The organism is Paenibacillus sp. FSL L8-0494, from assembly GCF_038003695.1.
GTDB lineage: Bacteria > Bacillota > Bacilli > Paenibacillales > Paenibacillaceae > Paenibacillus_AQ > Paenibacillus_AQ odorifer.
The window spans coordinates 1,277,136-1,294,442 of record NZ_JBBOPQ010000001.1; the positions used below are offsets into that span (position 1 = coordinate 1,277,136).

Genomic DNA, 17,307 nt, shown 5'->3' on the forward strand with positions numbered 1-17,307 from the left:
AAGGGGGTAATTATTTAAGCTTATACACACGAGCTTCATAAGGGCGAAGCTGAATTGTATTTAGTTCTTCTTCTGGATTTACCTCGTAGTTGGCAATAAGCAGTTCCTTCGTTTGAAATTTCACAGTGGGAGGAAGCTCGAAGGTCGCAGGCTCTCCGAAGAAATTCAATACAACCAGTAGCTGTTCTTCTCCAAGAGTACGCAGATAAGCATAGATTTGCTCGTTCTCTTCAGCCAAGATCGTATAGCTACCATATACGATAATTTCATGCTGCTTGCGTAGCTCAATAAGTCTCTTATAATAGTAAAAAATAGAATCAGGATCAGCCAGCGCCTGCTCCACATTAATTTCCTTGTAATTAGGATTTACGGCTATCCAAGGAGAGCCCGTCGTGAAGCCTGCCTGCGGCTCGGCGTTCCATTGCATTGGCGTACGGCCATTGTCCCGGCCTTTAATGTAAATGGAGTTCATGATAGCTTCTTCCGAATGTCCGGCAGCCAAGTATTCTTTATACATATTCAAGATTTCAATATCTTTGTAATCGTTGATGGAATCAAACTGTACATTCGTCATGCCGATTTCTTCGCCTTGATAGATGTAAGGTGTGCCTTGGAGCGTGTGCAGCAGTGTTGCGAGCATCTTGGCAGACTCTTTCGGATATAACTTATCATCTCCGAAGCGGGATAACATACGCGGCTGATCGTGGTTGTTCATATACAGACTGTTCCAACCTTTACCGTCCAGCGCGACTTGCCATTTGGAAATGATGGACTTGATGTCCGCCAGCTTCCAAGGCTGCACATTCCATTTGCCTCCAGGTCCGGAATCGACGTCCATGAGCTCGAAATGGAATACCATGTTAAGCTCGTTGCGATCCTCGGAAACGTACAAGGAAGCCTCCTCGGGAGTGACATTAACGGCTTCGCCGACTGTCATAATATCGTACTTGGACAGGACCTCACGGTTCATTTCCTGCATATACTCATGTACGCGTGGTCCGTTAACGAAATAGTCTCCTCCGAAGTGGTACGTAGGCTGTTCTCCGTTATTTTCTGGGGCAACGCTAGGTAATTCCGGTACTTTGGAAATCAAGTTGATTACATCCATGCGGAATCCGTCAATGCCCTTGTCCAGCCACCAGGTCATCATATCGTAGACTTCCTGGCGCAGCTTAGGATTATCCCAATTCAGGTCGGGTTGCTTTCTCGAGAAGAGATGGAGGTAATATTCCTCCGACTTCTCATCGAATTCCCAAGCCGAACCGCTGAAGAAGGAACCCCAGTCGTTAGGCGTCTGTCCGTCCTGGCCCGGCCGCCAGATATAATAATCACGATAAGGATTACCCTGCGATTTGCGGGACTCCACGAACCAAGCGTGCTCATCAGAGGAGTGGTTGACCACGAGATCCATAATCAGCTTCATGCCGCGGCTGTGAAGTCCAGCTAGCAGTTCCTCCCAATCAGAGAGTGTTCCGAAATCATCCATAATAGTTTGATAGTTACTGATATCATAGCCGTTATCGTCGTTTGGCGACTCGTATACCGGGCATAACCAGACTACGTCGACGCCAAGCTGATTTAAATAATCGAGTTTCGAGATAATGCCCTGCAGATCACCGATGCCGTCCCCGTTACTGTCTTTGAAGCTGCGGGGGTAGATTTGATAAACTACGCTTTCTTTCCACCATTTCTTATCCATGTATAACTCTCCTATCTCTCTATATAAATCTTAGTTATTTAATGGACCCTGATGTTAGTCCACTTATAATCCATTTTTGCGCGAACAAATAGACCACGAGCATCGGGGATAAAGCGAGCAGATACGAAGCAAAGGCTAAGTTGAAATCTGTGCTGAATTGACCTTGGAAGACATACTGTACAAGCGGAAGTGTGTATGAATCCTGATCACCGAGCAGAATCAACGGCAGCATAAAGTCGTTCCAAGTCGACAGACAAGAGAGGATACCAATTGTTGCACTGACCGGAGCAAGAAGTGGGAAAATAATCTTCCAGAACGTTCCGAATGTCGTTGCACCATCTACTGTGGCAGCTTCCTCTAGCTCATAAGGAATAGAGCGGATATAGCCAGTGTATACAAACACGTTAAAAGCCAAGCCATAAACAATGTATAGAATAATAAGACCCAGAATGTTGTTCATATGCAGATCCGTTGTCACTTTGACCACAGGCAGCATAATAATCTGGAAAGGAATAAACATTGCGCTGATAAAATAAAAGTAGAGCGCTTTGAAGAATTTTCGGTTCATATTACGGGCAATCGCGTAGGCTACCATGGAGTTGGTAAGCAAGATGAACACTACTGAAGTTATTGTGATCGTGGCGCTATTTCCCAAGGTGTTGAAGAAATTAGTTGCCTTAATGGCATTGGCGAAATTCTCAAAATGCAGGCCAGTCGGCAGTGAAAAGATGGATTGAGCCATTTCCTCGGGATTCTTTAACGCGATAGCAATAGTCATGTACAGCGGAAAAAGGATCAGTAGTGAGCCTAGCGCGATAAGAATCGTTGCAGGCCAGTTGCTTGATTTTTTGATCATAAGTCCATCTCCCGTTTCTGCAGAAATTTAAGCTGAAGGGCGGAGATCACAACGATCACGATAAAATAAATCACGGCGTTCGCCGATTGATAGGCAAATTCTCCGCCTTGGAAGCCGCCTGTATAGATTAAGTGGGCAATGGATTGTGTTGAACGTCCAGGTCCCCCACCTGTCAAGGCTACGATTTGGTCGAATACCATTAAGCCGCCCTTCATCGCCAGCACCATGTTGATCGTGAAGAAGGAAGCAAGCATTGGAAAAGTAATGCTCCAGAATTCTCTCCAGCGGCTAGCGCCGTCCAGATTGGAGGCTTCGTAAAGATCTTGCGGAATCGTCTGTAGACCTGCCAGATAGAGAATCGTGTTATAAGCAATTCCCTGCCAGACGGCTACAATGACGATACCGATCCAGGCCCAATCGGAGTTGCCGAGAATGTTCTGCGAAAGGAATTCGCTGCCAAGCTTCTCGCCCCAGATAGGGAATACATTTGCGAACAAATAGTTGAAAATAAAGCCGACAATCAGCACGCTGAGGATATTAGGCAGGAAATATACACCGCGGAAAAAGTTTTTGGCTTTAATCTTGGCGTTAAGTCCAAGCGCAATCAACAAACTAATGATGTTGATGAGAATAGTTGTTAAGATGGCATATTTAAAAGTGAACACATATGAATTCAGCACATTTTCGTCTTGAAAAATGTTAATGAAGTTCTTAAATCCTACGTAATCAAAGCTGTCACTGAAGCCGTCCCAGTTAGTGAACGAATAGTAAATACCCTGCAGTGCAGGAAAGGTGTGAAAGGCAAAGAAAAGAAGCAATGCCGGTATAGTCATTAGATAAAAGGCGACTCGGCGTTTGGCCATCATGTAATCCTCCTTGGAAAAGAGAAAGAGAAGGGGGAGTCCCGTTCTCTTTCTCGGCTCTTATTTGTCAGGTCTCGTTATTTCCGGTCAGCTACCTTATCCCATTCTTTATCAAGCTGTTTCAGGTACGCATCAACATCTTTCTTTTGCAGGAAGGCTTGATTGATGGTATCCACTTTCATGGCACTTGGGATGTAGTGGTCCGCAAAGTCGGCCAAGTTACCTGAGGTAAATGCTGCTTTGAAGCCGTCCATTGTCGGATCATCTTGTGTTACACCTTGCACAGCTGGGAATGCTTTTTGCTCGTTAATGTAGAGGCTAACATTCTCAGGCTGGAGCAGGAATTCCACGAATTTTTTAGCTTCTTCTTTATGTTTAGTGCTCTTAGAGATAGTCAACAATGTGTCTACGCCAGAAATGACCTTATTGTTAGCAGCATCATTTGTCGCTGGGAAAGGGAATACACCAAGCTCAATGGATGGATTAGCCTTCACGATTTCTGGGATCGCCCATACCCCTTGCAGATACATTGCAGATTCACCTTTTGCGAAAGCTGTGTTGCCGTCATTGTAGCCTTTTCCAAAAATATCTTTCTGACCGAACTCCGTCAGCTTAAGCAGCTTTTCAGCAATTTCGTTGAAGCTGTCTGCGAAAGTCACAGTACCTTCAGTACGCTGCTTGAAGAAATCATTGCCTTTTATGATTGTAGAAAGGGAGTTGAACGGCGTAAGGGTTGTCCAGGAATCCTTAAGGGTCAGGTAAAAAGCATTTTTACCGCTGTCCTTGAACTTTTGAGCGACGGCAATGAACTCGTCCCAAGTGGTTGGCACAGTAACGCCGGCTTCAGTGAACATCGCTTTATTGTAAATGACACCACTTGCGTTCGAAGAGAATGGAAGACCATTCAGCTCGCTAGAACCCGTCAGGTCTTTCAGCATTTGAACATAAGCAGGCTGGATACTTTCAGCAAGTGGATCACTAGAGAAGTCTTCAAACAGACCACTTCCGGATAATGTTTTGTAGGTGTCAGTGGCTCCGATACCCACTACGTCAGGGATGTCTTTTTTAGCTGCACGAGTCTTCAGCACTGTTTCGGCATCCGGTGGGTTCACTTGAGTGACTACGATGTTCGGATTGGCTTCATTAAATTTCGCAACCAGCTTGTCGAAGGTGGCTTTGGCTTCGGTCTTATTTTGGAAAAACTCGATTTTCACCTTGTCACCGGAGGAGTTCCCGCCGCTAGATGTGTTGTCAGCCGCATTGTTACCACTATTGCTACCGCAGGCGCTAAGCACGGACATAGCCAGTAGACTAACCATTACGGGTTTAATTGTTTTTTTCATGATAAATCCTCCTAATAATGTGTTGGTATTATGGTGAATTTGGTAAGAGTAAACGTTTACGTTGATTGCAAATTTAAATGATATGCATGTTCTTCTAAGCGACGGGTATGCCATAAAAGAGACAGTAAACGTTTACGTAATATTGATAAAAAGACTTAGGTAAGCGATCTTACCGTTTGTCTTTCCACAATTGTGTGATCGACAATCTGGCTGTTCACAGACTCGCCTGTTTCAATCATCTGAATGAGCTTCTCCACGGCGATCTTTCCAATATCGTACAGCGGTTGGCGTACTGTTGTTAAAGGCGGAATAACCATTTTGGCTAATCCAAGATCGTCATATCCCATAATGGAGATATCCTCGGGCACGCTTAGACCATTTTTGATAACGGTGGAGAGGGCACCAATCGCCATTTCATCACTAGCAGCAAAAACGGCAGTCACATCAGGCGCTTGCTCCAAAAGAGTCTCCATAGCTATACTTCCGCTCTCATACAAAAAATCCCCGTAAGCAAGATAGCGGCTGTCAAAAGGAATGCCATTTGCTTCAAGCGCATGCTTGTAACCTTCTGCTCTTGGCGCACCAGCGATAAGATCGCTAGGGTTCCCACTAATCATGGCTATTTTGCGGTGACCTTTTGAAATTAAGTAGAGGATAGCGTCAAAAGCAGCTCGATAATCATCTACTTTCACATAAGGGACCTTGGCGAATTCTGTTTGGGAAGAGACCAGTACAACGGGGATCCTCATGGTTTCTAGCACATCGTAATATTCTTTCTTAAGGACTTCACTCGAAAAAATAATGCCATCAACCTGTTTCTCTCTCAGGAGCTGCAAATACTTCAACGTTCTTTTACCGTCCTGATCGGTATTGCATACCATCACACTGTAGTTCCGGTCATTGGCCAATTCTTCAATACCTTTGAGCAGATCGGAAGAGAAGGCACCAGAAACACTAGGGAACATAACACCAATGGTCTGTGTACGCTTATTGATTAGACCCCGGGCAATCGCATTGGGTTGATAACCAATTTCTTTGATCGCCTCATTTACCTTTTGTTTCGTTTTGTCCGAATACCCACTTAAATTGTTTAGCACGCGAGAGACTGTGGCAATGGAAACGTTCGCTTTCTGTGCAACATCTTTAATCGTTGGGTTCATTCCTATGAGCTCCTTAAACTACGGTTATCCTTGAATTAAACGCTTACGCTGATGAGAGTAAGTTATGAAGGAAGAGAACGTAAACGCTTACCCCGAATATAAATGCTGGTAGGCGCTTTTGTCAACTGTACTTAAAAAATAAAAAAATGATCAAAACTACGCAAGAGCAGTAATCTTTTAATAGGAATGATACCGATGTATATACCAAAAATTTACTTAGAAATATCGGAATTGACAAAAGAATATTGGAGGTCTAACATTTAGAGAGTAAACGCTTACGTAAAATTTTTAAATATGGCATGAAAGCCTTGGTTTTAATGATTTACTCGGATAAGGAGTTGTATTTATGAATATTTATCTCGAGATTCCGGATGTGGATAAGCACTTTCCTTACCGCAGTTTACTCTGCAATGGTGATACGTTATGTTATCCGCATTGGCATAAAGAAATTGAAATTATCTATGTTACCAAAGGAAGCCTGAATCTGGGAATTAACGATACCCCTATTCACATGGAGCAGGGCGAGGTTCAGTTTATCAATGGTGGGGATGTGCATTATTTTCTCTCTTCACCTGAGAGTGAACGGGTAGTGATTCAATTTGACCTGAATTTGTTTCAGGAAGTAGCCGCTTTGAACGGTAATGACTACTCACTTCGTGAGGTCTTTACGCTTATGGAGTATTCCAGTTCTAGATGGCCCGTGGCAACTGCCGCGAAGGTCAAAGGGCTGATTGAGAGTATTTACGAGGAAGATGTACAGCGAAGAGAAGGGTATGTTTTTCTAATCAAGGCTAGATTGTTTGAACTGCTGACCGTTATTTTACGTGAGGTACCGAAAAGTCCGATCAATAAACAGCCTAAGTTCTCAGAAGATACACTGAATCAATCGAGAGAAACATTGGAGAGACTAGAGCGGATTTTTATTTATGTGGAGCAGCATTATCAGGAGGCTATTTCGCTGAATGAGGTAGCTAATTATATGGGTTTTAGTCCTTATTATTTTACCAAATTGTTCAAGAAAAACACGGGCATGACCTTTATCGCGTTCTTAAACGAATACCGGCTTAACAAAGCCAAGTGGATCTTGATCAATGAAGATCTGCCGATGTCTGCCGTGGCGGAAGCAGCCGGGTTTGGCAGCGTGAAGACCTTCCATCATTTTTTCAAGGAAGCGACGGGGATATCCCCGCTGAAATACCACAAGACAATATTCGGGAATAATACAGCAAGATTGCAGGAAGAAAGCCTTTCCTCAGCTTTGTATGATAGAGATATCAAAACAGGAATAAGTGGAGGTTAGACCAGAATGACTTTAACAGTAGGAATTATCGGCTGCGGAGGTATTGCGAACGGCAAGCACATGCCCGCGTTAAAAAAAGTAGAAGGTGCGCGAATGGTTGCTTTTTGTGATATCGTCGCTGAACGTGCCGAGAAGGCAAAAGCGGAGTTTGGAGATGAGCAGTCCGTAGTTTACACAGATTATAAAGAGCTTCTTAACGATGCAAGTATAGATGTGATTCATGTATGTACGCCGAACATTTCCCATGCGGAGATTTCCATTGCGGCTATGGAAGCAGGCAAACACGTAATGTGTGAGAAGCCGATGGCTAAAACCACGGCAGAAGCACAAGCGATGATCGAGGCCTCAGAGCGAACTGGGAAAAAGCTGACCATCGGTTATCAGAACCGTTTCAGACCAGATTCAGCTTATCTGCATGCGGTATGTGAGAATAATGAGCTTGGTGAGATCTATTACGCCAGAGCTAAGGCTATCCGTCGTCGCGCTGTCCCAACTTGGGGTGTGTTTTTGGATGAAGAAGCGCAAGGCGGCGGTCCGTTGATTGATATCGGCACCCATGCGCTCGATTTGACCCTGTGGATGATGGATAATTACAAACCTAAATATGTCGTGGGCAACGCTTATCATAAGCTGTCCGGTCGTAAAAATGCTGCAAATGCTTGGGGCCCGTGGGATCCTGAGAAGTTTACAGTTGAGGATTCCGCCATTGGATTCATCACTATGGAGAATGGGGCTACCATCGTCTTAGAAGCAAGCTGGGCACTGAATACACTCGATGTCGGTGAGGCCAAAACGGTACTTTGTGGGACTGAAGGCGGAGCAGATATGGAGAAGGGTCTGCGCATTAACGGAGAAGCCTACGGTAAAACATTTGAAAAGCATATCGGTCTGGATGCCGGTGGCGTCGACTTTTATGATGGTGCGGGAGATGATCCTGCGATGATAGAGGCAGCTCAGTGGATTGACAGCATTGTAAATGACACCGAGCCTGTGGTGAAGCCGGAGCAGGCGTTGGTTGTGACTCGCATCTTGGAGGCTATTTATAAATCCTCTGAAACTGGAATGCCTGTGTTTTTTGAATAATTAAGCAAATTCGATGGTCATAGATAAATATGAACTAGGAGTGTGTCCCAAGTGACAAGAGTAACCGTATGGAATGAATTCCGTCATGAACGGCAGGAAGAAAGAATTCTTAAGGTCTATCCGCAAGGTATTCATGGACAACTGGCCAGCTTCCTTCAAGAAGCAGGACTGGACACTCAGACAGCTACGCTGGATGAACCAGAGCACGGACTGACGCAAGAGGTATTGGATAACACGGATGTACTGATCTGGTGGGGACATATCGCCCATCATGAAGTAAGTGATGAGATTGTAAACCGTGTACATGCGCGAGTGCTGCAAGGTATGGGACTTGTAGTGCTTCATTCGGGCCATATGTCCAAAATCTTTATGAAATTAATGGGCACCAGCTGCGATCTGAAATGGCGTGAAGCTGAGGAGAAGGAGCGCCTGTGGGTCATGGACCCAAGTCACCCGATTGCTGAGGGCATTGGTGAATACATCGACTTGGAGCAAGAGGAAATGTACGGTGCGCATTTTGATGTGCCAGCACCAGAGAGTCTTGTATTTGTCGGCTGGTTCGAAGGCGGCAACGTCTTCCCAAGCGGATCGACCTACCGTAGAGGCAGCGGTAAGATCTTTTATTTCCAGCCTGGTCATGAATCTTACCCAACCTATTACAACAAGGATATTCAAAAAGTTATCATCAATGGCGTGAACTGGTGTGCCCCAACGAAACGTGACTATCCGGTTTACGGACATTCTGAAGCCTTAGAGCCTATCAAAGAAAAGGTGGTCGTATAAATGAAATTAGGCGTATTTGATCCTGTATTTGGAAGCTTGAGTCTTGACGAGATGTTAGATAAAATCGCCGCCGCAGGTTTGAATGCGGTAGAAATCGGCTCGGGTGGTAATCCCGGTAATGCTCACTGTCCGACAGATGAGCTGCTTGCCAGCGAGTCAGCACGTCAAGAATATTTGGAAAAGTTCACGAAACGTGGCATTATGATCAGTGCCTTCAGTTGCCATAATAACCCGATTTCACCAGATAAAGAAGAAGCCCGCGCTGGGGATGAAATTCTCCGTAAATCGATCAAGCTGGCTTCACTCATGGGTGTTAAGGTCGTGAACACCTTTTCGGGAACGGCTGGGGACAGCGATGAGGCAAAAGCACCGAACTGGCCAGTCACGCCTTGGCCTACCGTGTACAGCGACATCAAAACCTGGCAGTGGGAACATAAGCTGATCCCTTACTGGAAGGAAATCGGCAAGCTGGCCGAGGAGCATGGCGTTAAGATCGGCATCGAGCTGCATGGCGGCTTCCTGTGCCATACCCCTTATACGATTTTGAAGCTTAGAGAAGCAACTTGCGATGCTATTGGAGCCAATCTGGATCCGAGCCATCTGTGGTGGCAAGGTATTGATCCTGTAGGTGCTATTAAGATTCTCGGTAAAGCTGGCGCGATTCACCATTTCCATGCCAAGGATACTTACTTGGATCAGGACAACATCAATATGTATGGTTTGACCGATATGCAACCTTATGGCGATGTGCAGACCCGCGCATGGACCTTCCGCTCCGTTGGTTGCGGGCACAGCATATCTGAGTGGTCAGATATCATGAGCGCGCTGCGCACTTACGGTTATGATTACGTGGTGAGCATCGAGCATGAAGACCCTCTTATGACGGTTGACGAAGGCTTCCAACGTGCAGTAACCAATTTGCAATCCATTCTTATTCATGACCAACCTCAGGGTATGTGGTGGGTGTAAGGTCAATTTAGAAAGCCTTGATTCTCTATTAAGAGAATCAAGGCTTTTTTTGTGTGTAGTGGGGGTGGAGGGAAAAACGGAAGAGCGGAAGGGGAGAACGGCAGAACGGAAGGGAGTAGAAATGAGCTGGCAAAGAGATAGGGAGGAGGTAGAGACGAGTAGGAGCTAATAAGAAACGAACTAGAAACTAACAAGAAATGAAACAAGAAGCGAACGAAAAGCTAACTAAACACGAACTAACTACCAATCAAAAATGAACTAGTTTGCTAAAGGACTCAGATGCAGCTATTCGCGTGTTTTAGGGTTTTTGGAGCGAGTTTTGGACCCGAGAGACCTTATTGGTCCTGAAAAGCAAGTAATTCGAGGTGATTTGAGCAAATAACTGCGCTGGAGTCCGATAGCATCTCAAAACAGCGGATTTGTTGCAAATAGGGTCTCTGGAGTCCGCAACTAATGTGCTTATGCGCTAGCTGATCTTCGATGGTAAAACCGTAGTTAGTTTGGGGGCTGGTGCTTTGAGCTTCGGTAGAATGGGATACGGGTAAATGTGCAGCGCAGTTAGTCTGGGACTGGAGCGGAGCGTGGTGGAGATGTGGTGGAAAAATGGTGGAGTTTTGGTGCAGATGTGGTAGGTAACTGTGCTAACGGTAACGGGCAAATGAGCGGACGCAGTAATGTATGAGACGTAGGGCGGAAATGTATGAGACATAGGGCAGAAGTGTATGAGATGTAGGGCAGTAATGTATGAGACGTAGGGCAGTAATGTATGAGACATAGGGCAGAAATGATAGAGACATAGGAAAGAACAAGGTAGAACTGTGCTAAAGGACTCAGATGCAGCTATTCGCGTGTTTTAGGGTTTTTTGAGCGAGTTTCGGACCCGAGAGACACTATTGGTCGTGAAAAGCAAGGGATTCGAGGTGATTTGAGCAAATAACTGCGCTGGAGTCCGATAGGATCTCAAAACAGCGAAATAGATGCAAATAGGGTCTCTGGAGTCCGATAGCATCCCAAAACAGCGAAAAAGTTGCAAATAGGGGCTCTAGGGTCCGCAACTTATGTGTGTATGCGTTAGCTGATCTTTGCGTATCCAAAGGTCGGCTTTTTGTCGTGCATTCACTGGTTACAGTATTGCAATCTCTGCGTCAAGCGGGAGGGGACGAGTTGAAAAGAATAGGTACAGGCTGGTACGCAACATATTTGAAATGATTTCGTCTTTATATAACGGAGGTGGAGCAAGATGAATTTATGCTTTTCGGGAGGCCGGTTTCAAACTTTTTTACAGCGGAACATTAAACTGATGCTTGTATTTGGGCTTTTGTTCGCTGCTTGCTTTACAGGAGTTGGAAGGGTGGAAGCTGCTGGCTCAGATCTGATCATCGTGAACAAAAAAACAAACAAACTCGCGTATTTCAGTGACGGCAAGCTGGTGAAGACTTTTCCGGTTGCCACAGGGAAGTCGAAGGAACTGACGCCAGAAGGTAGCTTCAAAATGGTGGTTAAAGTAAAAAACAGACCCTACTACAAAGAGAAAATTCCCGGTGGGGATCCGGCCAATCCGCTTGGCGACCGCTGGCTGGGGCTGGAAGTGAACGGGACCTATGGCACGACGTATGCGATTCACGGCAATAATAATGAGTCATCGATAGGGAAGTATGTTAGCGCTGGTTGTATTCGAATGCATAATGATGATATTCATTGGCTGTATCCAAAAGTAGCCAAGAATACTCGAGTTATCATTACAACGAGCACACTGGCTATGGAGAATATTGCAACTAAAAACGGGTATTCTGTAGGAAGCAATAAGTTTGCGGGGACTTTTGAGATTAATGGGACGACAACAAAGCTGAAGGATCCTTTTATATTGGAAAATTCCCGTGTGTTTGTTCCGCTGAGAGAATCCGTGGCCTTACTGGGTGGAACTTTGCAGAGTGAAGCGGGGACAGGTGCACTGCTAATTACGATCGGCAATCGTACGGTGACACATAAGCCATTATCCAATAAGGCTATTGTGAATGGAAAATCCATTACGATTTTACCGTCACGCAATGAAAATAACCGATTACTAATTCCGCTGAGTATCTTGCCTGATTTATTTGCTGTTCAGGTGCAGTGGAATGCGCAGACTCAGGTGGTAAAGATTAAGTTATAATTGTTCTTGACCTTTTATTTCTGATTTAAATTGTTATATACTGTACTTATTCTAAAAATACGGACAATTACGGAGGGCCACCGACTGATGAATAACTAACACGTTTCCTGAAACAGACCATAAAGTTTGTGAAGTGCATATGCACAAGTCACGGAGCACCCGCGCAGGGTGATAACGGTCAGGGATACGTGTGTCGGTCGGGGGCCTTACGATGCTTTTATATGGATAGTTCTATCTATTGTGTTGGTTTACTCTGCATCCAGCAGGTGATCACGGCCGTAGTCTATCCATGTCTGGGCACATTCCCCCTTCATACGCTATTCGACCGCAGACCGCTGGCTGCGGTTTTTTATTTGCAATGAAATCGGAGGAATGAAAGATGACTGTAATTAAAGCGAAGAATTTACGTAAGGAATGGAACGGGATCCCTTTATTTAAGGAGGTATCCTTTGAGATAGCAGAAGGAGAGCGCGTGCTTTTATTTGGACGAAATGGGATTGGCAAAACCACACTGCTTAAGGGGCTGATCGGTCGGCTTACTTTTGAAGAGGGAAGTATCTATCATGGCCTGTCATCTGAAGAATGGGGTGTGCTCGATCAACAGCTTGAGGTACCAGGGGAAGTAACCGCATTGGACTACGTTCTTTCAGGGTCAGCGCAGCTGCCTGAATTAAAACGCCAGCTCGAAGCCCTCAGTCAGAGATTGCAGGAGCAGAAAGCTGATAACGAAGCTGAGTTGGCTGAATATGCAGAGGTGTACGATCGTTACTTGCAGCTTGATGGATATGGCTGGGAGGTCAAAGCGGAAAAAAGTCTAAAGCAGCTCAAGCTTGAACATGCAGTCTGGGAATTGCCATACGCCTCACTTAGTGGAGGGCAAAAGACACGGGTGCAATTAGCAGCATTATTAGCCCGGCAGCCCAAGCTATTGATTCTGGATGAACCGACCAATCACATAGATGGAGAAACGATGGAGTGGTTGGAGCATTGGGTGTGCAACTACCCTGGAACCGTGTTTTATGTATCACATGATCGTACATTTATTGATCGAACTGCGACGTCTGTGCTGGAGCTTAGTCCGGAGGGATGCCGGCGTTATTCGGGTGGATATACACAGTACCGGGAGCAGAAGACTATAGAGTTGAGAACATTGGAGGGACAATATAAAAAGCAGGAGCAAGAAAAGGAGAAGCTGTTGGAGAGCATTAGGCGGTATGCAGAATGGTTCCAGCAAGCGCATCGTGCTGCCGGACAAAACGATTTCCTGCGTTCGAAATCCAAGAAGAATGTGTCTCGTTTCCATGCCAAGGAAGCTGCGCTGGAACGGTTAAATAAGAACCGTGTAGAATTGCCCCGCGAGACTGGCAAGCTGAAGATGAAGCTGGAAAGCGAAGAGTTTCTGGCAGATTCTTTACTGACACTCCGTGAGATAGAGTTTGCCTATAAGGGGAGTGCGCCTTTTCTTAGGAATTTCAGCTTGTCGCTAAACCGGGGAGACCGATTGTCTATTCTGGGTCCTAATGGTGTTGGAAAGTCTACGCTGCTGAAATTAATTGCAGGGATCAATAAGCCTACACAAGGTGAAGTACGGCTGCATCCACGGACGACAATCGGTTATTTTGCACAAGAGCTAGATAACTTAGAGATGAACTCTACGATTCTGGATAGCTTGCTTGAACTGCCGGGAATGACCCAGACGGAGGCGCGGACAATTCTGGGTTGCTTTTTATTTACGCGGGACGATGTATTTAAACGGATTGGGGATTTGAGTCTGGGGGAGAAATGCCGTGTGGCTTTCCTCAAGTTGTATTTTGGAAAAGCGAATTTATTGGTCTTAGATGAACCCACTAATTATCTGGACATTGACACTAGGGAACGTGTAGAAGAGGCACTGATGGTGTATCCCGGTGGACTAGTGATGGTCTCTCATGACCGTTATCTTCACTCTAAAGTGGCTAATCGCTTGGCGATATTAGAGCCGTCTCAGGCACCAAAGTTTTTTCAAGGAACGTATGCTGAATACTTCGCAAAAGACAGAACCCGTCTGCGTACTGGTATAGAACAGGCTCGGGAGGATGACCTTGCCCTTCTGCAGTTGCGTCTGAATCAGTTGATTCAGAGTAGCAGTGTGGATTCTGAGGCGGAAAATGCAGCGCTAGTGGCGGAAATCGTTAATTTGCAGCGACAAATACAGGAACTAAGGGGCGAGGGGAAACCCGCATCCTCCTAAGCGGATAAAAAACACAACCTTGCTCAGGATGAATTTATCTTGAACAGGTTGTGTTTTTAGATAGGAGACGTAAGGTGTAAGGTGTATAATTTGGAGGAATGTGGATTTTTTGGCGATAAAGAAACCTTGAGAGGATGGTTGCAGAATTGCTGAAATTGGGCTCTTTTATATTGGAATTACTTCGATTATGTATATTGCTTGTGCTGACTTTATTAGTTTTGGGTTGGGCAGAAAGATTGATCTATCAATTGATATTTGGTCAGCCCGTGTATAGCTGGAGTATGGGATTCGGGAATTTATTGTTATTTTTTATGCTGTACCGGAATCATTTTCAGTTTAAAGGCTGGTATAAATCAGAGAAGAACCAAAAGCTAACGCTCCTCACCACAAGAATAATCACCGTAATTTCCATAGGACTAATAATCCTGCCGCTAGGGCTGAGCTGAGCTTATGAAGATTAGGATCATAGGTGCTTGCGGCAGCGGCAAATCCTATATTGCCCGGGAGTTATCTAGAAAATATGGTGTAGAGTATTACGAGACAGACAACTTGGTATGGGACAGAAGTGCCGAGAATTTGCGTTTTTCAGTTGAAGCAAGGGATGCTCAGTTGGAAGAAATCCTTGATAAACCCTCATGGATTCTGGAAGGTGCACATTACAAATGGGGACAAGAGAGTTTTAAAGCTGCTGACTTAATCGTTATTTTGAACCCTAATAAAGTGATCAGGGATTTGAGAGTGGATATGATCAGGAGGCCGCACATAGGATTATAGAGTTAACGGATACTCTGTCTGATAAACGGGTAATTGTTAAAAATAACAAAGAGCTGGAGCCCATTATCCAAGAGCATCTGAGGAAGGGATTGTTAAATAGGGATTGAGCGACAAAGTAAACGATAGAGAGAGGAGTGCTTGCATGGATAACATTCTACCCGAGCATTTGGATCAGGAGAATTTCATAGGGTTTTGGAAAAGAGTGCTGGCTTCCATTCTTGATTTCTTGGTCATTGGAATACCTGGGGTTATCGTATACTGGATACTCAATTCATTAGCTGTTTCATTACACTCGGAGATACCTATTATCCTGGAGTACATTTTGTTTATCGCATTTGATATCTTTATGATCGTTAGATTTGGCGGAACCCCTGGGAAGCTGATTTTAAAAATAAAAATTGTCAATGAACACGGGAATTACCCAACAGTGAAGGAAGCTCTGATTCGAAATGTTTTCCGAATGATTAGTATGATTCTTTCAATGGTAATTGCGGTCAGCAGCTATGACTTTACCGTTATTTCCGCCAAATTATCCTTATGGTCGGATTTGGCTTTTGACCTCACTCAAATCCTGGGTCCAATCATGCTGGTGGATTACCTGTTGGTTGGATTCCATCCCCGTAAACGTGCGATTCACGATTTGCTGGCTGGCACTTATGTTGTTGATAAATCCGCAATTTGAAGAATGCTTTTCACCAAGCATTCTTTTTTTTAATATTAGGTATTTTACTATTAAATATTTTAGTGTTAAAATACTTTTATGAGCAGCCGATCATCATGAATGTCAAAGGAGAACCTCTTGGAAAATCCAGATATTTTTAAGCTAATACATGCAGTTGAATTATTTACGAATGAAGTTATTGTTCGATGGATGAACGCATTTGATCACAATATTGGGATATCTCCAGTTCTAGTCTTGGGTGAATTGAATAAAAAAGGCCCCTTGAAGCAGACTATTTTGGCTAAGAGACTAGGATATACGCCAGGAGCAATGACAAACATTGCTAATCGACTAATTAAGCAGGGGATGGCCGAGCGAAAATATAACGAAGATGATCGACGGAATGTACTTCTATCTATCACGGACAAAGGAAAAGACGTTCTGAAGGAAGCACAGCTTAAGGGACAGGAGCTAAGAGCTGAAATGTTCCAAAAGCTCAATGAGGAGGAACTGCAGCAATTCTTGAAAATCTATGAGAAGTTGTTAACGAGCTTTGATAGCTCTGAAACATAAACCAAGTCATCTTAGAAGCACAATAACATTATAAAGGGGTATGAACATGGGAAGAGTTCAAGGTAAAGTTGCATTAGTAACTGGAGGCGCTTCAGGTATTGGCTTATCAGCTGCCACTCTATTAGCTAGAGAAGGAGCAAAGGTTGTCATTGCCGATTTTAATGTGGAAGCAGCCAAAGAAGCAGCATCTAAGATTAAAAATGAAGGCGGAGAAGCTGAAGGTCTTTTCTTAGATGCCTCCCAAGCGGATTCGATCAAGGAAGCTGTTGATTTCACTGTTGCTCAGTATGGCACCATCACAGTATTGTTCAATAATGTAGGTCTAACTAATCTGCAAAAAGACCTTGATGTGGTCAATATAGATTTGGAAGAATGGGATCGCCTGATGAACGTGAATACTAAAAGTGTTCTGTTAGGCAGCCGTTTTGCTATTCCTCATATGATTAAAGCGGGCGGAGGCTCGATCATTAACACGGCTTCGATGTCAGCATTCGCTGGGGATTCATTGCGTACTGCTTATGGCTCCTCTAAGGCAGCGGTTGTGAACCTTACTCGTTACATCGCTACACAATATGGTAAAGACAAAATCCGTTGTAACGGCGTGGCACCAGGGCTGATCCTGACACCTGCGGCAGCAAGAAATATGCCGCCAGCTGTATTGGATATTTTTCAAAAATTCAACGCCCTACCTTATCACGGTGAAGCCGATGATATCGGCAATACGGTTTTGTTCCTGGCATCGGATGAATCTAAATTCATCACAGGCCAAACGATTGAAGTAGAGGGTGGTCATTATATGTCTAACCCAAGTATCACGGATTTCCAGAATTACATGATGGAAGCTAAATCTAAATAAAAGAT

The 17,307-nt window shown here is 44.6% G+C and carries 16 protein-coding genes; 11 read left to right on the forward strand and 5 right to left on the reverse strand.

Features of this window, described 5'->3' with window-relative positions; translation table 11 throughout:
- Positions 1-10: 10 nt before the first annotated feature.
- The 5 genes from NYE35_RS05650 to NYE35_RS05670 form a co-directional block, all read right to left on the reverse strand.
- The gene (locus NYE35_RS05650) at positions 11-1,699 is read right to left on the reverse strand and encodes a glycoside hydrolase family 13 protein (RefSeq protein ID WP_341120351.1); all 1,689 of its coding nucleotides are present in this window, start codon (positions 1,697-1,699) and stop codon (positions 11-13) included.
- Between the two features lie 34 nt (positions 1,700-1,733).
- A complete protein-coding gene (locus NYE35_RS05655) occupies positions 1,734-2,555 on the reverse strand; it encodes a carbohydrate ABC transporter permease (RefSeq protein ID WP_445321943.1) in 822 nt (273 codons plus the stop codon).
- Positions 2,552-3,418, reverse strand: coding sequence for a carbohydrate ABC transporter permease (locus NYE35_RS05660; protein WP_038568998.1), 867 nt, complete (start codon positions 3,416-3,418; stop codon positions 2,552-2,554). Before NYE35_RS05660 ends, NYE35_RS05655 begins: the two co-directional genes overlap by 4 nt.
- A 77-nt stretch (positions 3,419-3,495) precedes the next feature.
- Positions 3,496-4,761, reverse strand: a complete 1,266-nt coding sequence (locus NYE35_RS05665; RefSeq protein ID WP_038569000.1) for an ABC transporter substrate-binding protein — start codon at positions 4,759-4,761, stop codon at positions 3,496-3,498.
- A gap of 155 nt (positions 4,762-4,916) precedes the next feature.
- Positions 4,917-5,921: a LacI family DNA-binding transcriptional regulator gene (locus tag NYE35_RS05670; protein WP_036680403.1), complete on the reverse strand. Its 1,005-nt coding sequence runs from the start codon at positions 5,919-5,921 to the stop codon at positions 4,917-4,919.
- Between the two features lie 346 nt (positions 5,922-6,267).
- Here NYE35_RS05670 and NYE35_RS05675 point away from each other — a divergent pair, with 346 nt between their 5' ends.
- The 11 genes from NYE35_RS05675 to NYE35_RS05725 all read left to right on the forward strand — a co-directional run bounded on the left by NYE35_RS05675 (position 6,268) and on the right by NYE35_RS05725 (position 17,302).
- Positions 6,268-7,221 carry an AraC family transcriptional regulator gene (locus NYE35_RS05675; protein ID WP_341120352.1) on the forward strand — a complete coding sequence of 318 codons (954 nt, stop codon included), beginning with the start codon at positions 6,268-6,270 and terminating at the stop codon, positions 7,219-7,221.
- 6 nt (positions 7,222-7,227) lie between these two features.
- The gene (locus NYE35_RS05680) at positions 7,228-8,304 is read left to right on the forward strand and encodes a Gfo/Idh/MocA family protein (RefSeq protein ID WP_341120354.1); all 1,077 of its coding nucleotides are present in this window, start codon (positions 7,228-7,230) and stop codon (positions 8,302-8,304) included.
- A gap of 51 nt (positions 8,305-8,355) precedes the next feature.
- Positions 8,356-9,087 (forward strand): ThuA domain-containing protein, encoded by a 732-nt coding sequence (locus NYE35_RS05685; RefSeq protein ID WP_038569006.1) that lies wholly within the window; start codon positions 8,356-8,358, stop codon positions 9,085-9,087.
- Complete coding sequence (locus NYE35_RS05690) at positions 9,088-10,056, forward strand: sugar phosphate isomerase/epimerase family protein (RefSeq protein WP_036680409.1); 969 nt, start codon at positions 9,088-9,090, stop codon at positions 10,054-10,056. It abuts the gene before it with no gap.
- A 1,240-nt stretch (positions 10,057-11,296) separates the two neighbouring features.
- The gene (locus tag NYE35_RS05695; protein WP_052096810.1) at positions 11,297-12,208 is read left to right on the forward strand and encodes a L,D-transpeptidase family protein; all 912 of its coding nucleotides are present in this window, start codon (positions 11,297-11,299) and stop codon (positions 12,206-12,208) included.
- A gap of 379 nt (positions 12,209-12,587) precedes the next feature.
- Positions 12,588-14,438 carry a ribosomal protection-like ABC-F family protein gene (gene abc-f / locus NYE35_RS05700; protein WP_341120356.1) on the forward strand — a complete coding sequence of 617 codons (1,851 nt, stop codon included), beginning with the start codon at positions 12,588-12,590 and terminating at the stop codon, positions 14,436-14,438.
- A 146-nt stretch (positions 14,439-14,584) separates the two neighbouring features.
- Positions 14,585-14,884: a hypothetical protein gene (locus NYE35_RS05705; protein WP_143758668.1), complete on the forward strand. Its 300-nt coding sequence runs from the start codon at positions 14,585-14,587 to the stop codon at positions 14,882-14,884.
- Positions 14,885-14,888: 4 nt separating this feature from the next.
- Positions 14,889-15,212, forward strand: a complete 324-nt coding sequence (locus tag NYE35_RS05710) for a hypothetical protein (RefSeq protein ID WP_076104685.1) — start codon at positions 14,889-14,891, stop codon at positions 15,210-15,212.
- A gap of 142 nt (positions 15,213-15,354) precedes the next feature.
- The gene (locus NYE35_RS05715; RefSeq protein WP_038569014.1) at positions 15,355-15,894 is read left to right on the forward strand and encodes an RDD family protein; all 540 of its coding nucleotides are present in this window, start codon (positions 15,355-15,357) and stop codon (positions 15,892-15,894) included.
- A 117-nt stretch (positions 15,895-16,011) separates the two neighbouring features.
- A complete protein-coding gene (locus tag NYE35_RS05720; RefSeq protein WP_036680418.1) occupies positions 16,012-16,446 on the forward strand; it encodes a MarR family winged helix-turn-helix transcriptional regulator in 435 nt (144 codons plus the stop codon).
- 46 nt (positions 16,447-16,492) lie between these two features.
- The gene (locus NYE35_RS05725) at positions 16,493-17,302 is read left to right on the forward strand and encodes an SDR family NAD(P)-dependent oxidoreductase (protein WP_076104684.1); all 810 of its coding nucleotides are present in this window, start codon (positions 16,493-16,495) and stop codon (positions 17,300-17,302) included.
- Positions 17,303-17,307: the final 5 nt, after the last annotated feature.

What these genes read in the sequence shown, in the direction of transcription:
- NYE35_RS05650 (WP_341120351.1), bottom strand. Translation starts at nt 1,699, where the DNA reads ATGGATAAGAAATGGTGGAAAGAAAGCGTAGTTTATCAAATCTACCCC.
- NYE35_RS05655 (WP_445321943.1), bottom strand. Translation starts at nt 2,555, where the DNA reads ATGATCAAAAAATCAAGCAACTGGCCTGCAACGATTCTTATCGCGCTA.
- NYE35_RS05660 (WP_038568998.1), bottom strand. Translation starts at nt 3,418, where the DNA reads ATGGCCAAACGCCGAGTCGCCTTTTATCTAATGACTATACCGGCATTG.
- NYE35_RS05665 (WP_038569000.1), bottom strand. Translation starts at nt 4,761, where the DNA reads ATGAAAAAAACAATTAAACCCGTAATGGTTAGTCTACTGGCTATGTCC.
- NYE35_RS05670 (WP_036680403.1), bottom strand. Translation starts at nt 5,921, where the DNA reads ATGAACCCAACGATTAAAGATGTTGCACAGAAAGCGAACGTTTCCATT.
- NYE35_RS05675 (WP_341120352.1), top strand. Translation starts at nt 6,268, where the DNA reads ATGAATATTTATCTCGAGATTCCGGATGTGGATAAGCACTTTCCTTAC.
- NYE35_RS05680 (WP_341120354.1), top strand. Translation starts at nt 7,228, where the DNA reads ATGACTTTAACAGTAGGAATTATCGGCTGCGGAGGTATTGCGAACGGC.
- NYE35_RS05690 (WP_036680409.1), top strand. Translation starts at nt 9,088, where the DNA reads ATGAAATTAGGCGTATTTGATCCTGTATTTGGAAGCTTGAGTCTTGAC.
- NYE35_RS05695 (WP_052096810.1), top strand. Translation starts at nt 11,297, where the DNA reads ATGAATTTATGCTTTTCGGGAGGCCGGTTTCAAACTTTTTTACAGCGG.
- abc-f (WP_341120356.1), top strand. Translation starts at nt 12,588, where the DNA reads ATGACTGTAATTAAAGCGAAGAATTTACGTAAGGAATGGAACGGGATC.
- NYE35_RS05710 (WP_076104685.1), top strand. Translation starts at nt 14,889, where the DNA reads ATGAAGATTAGGATCATAGGTGCTTGCGGCAGCGGCAAATCCTATATT.
- NYE35_RS05715 (WP_038569014.1), top strand. Translation starts at nt 15,355, where the DNA reads ATGGATAACATTCTACCCGAGCATTTGGATCAGGAGAATTTCATAGGG.
- NYE35_RS05725 (WP_076104684.1), top strand. Translation starts at nt 16,493, where the DNA reads ATGGGAAGAGTTCAAGGTAAAGTTGCATTAGTAACTGGAGGCGCTTCA.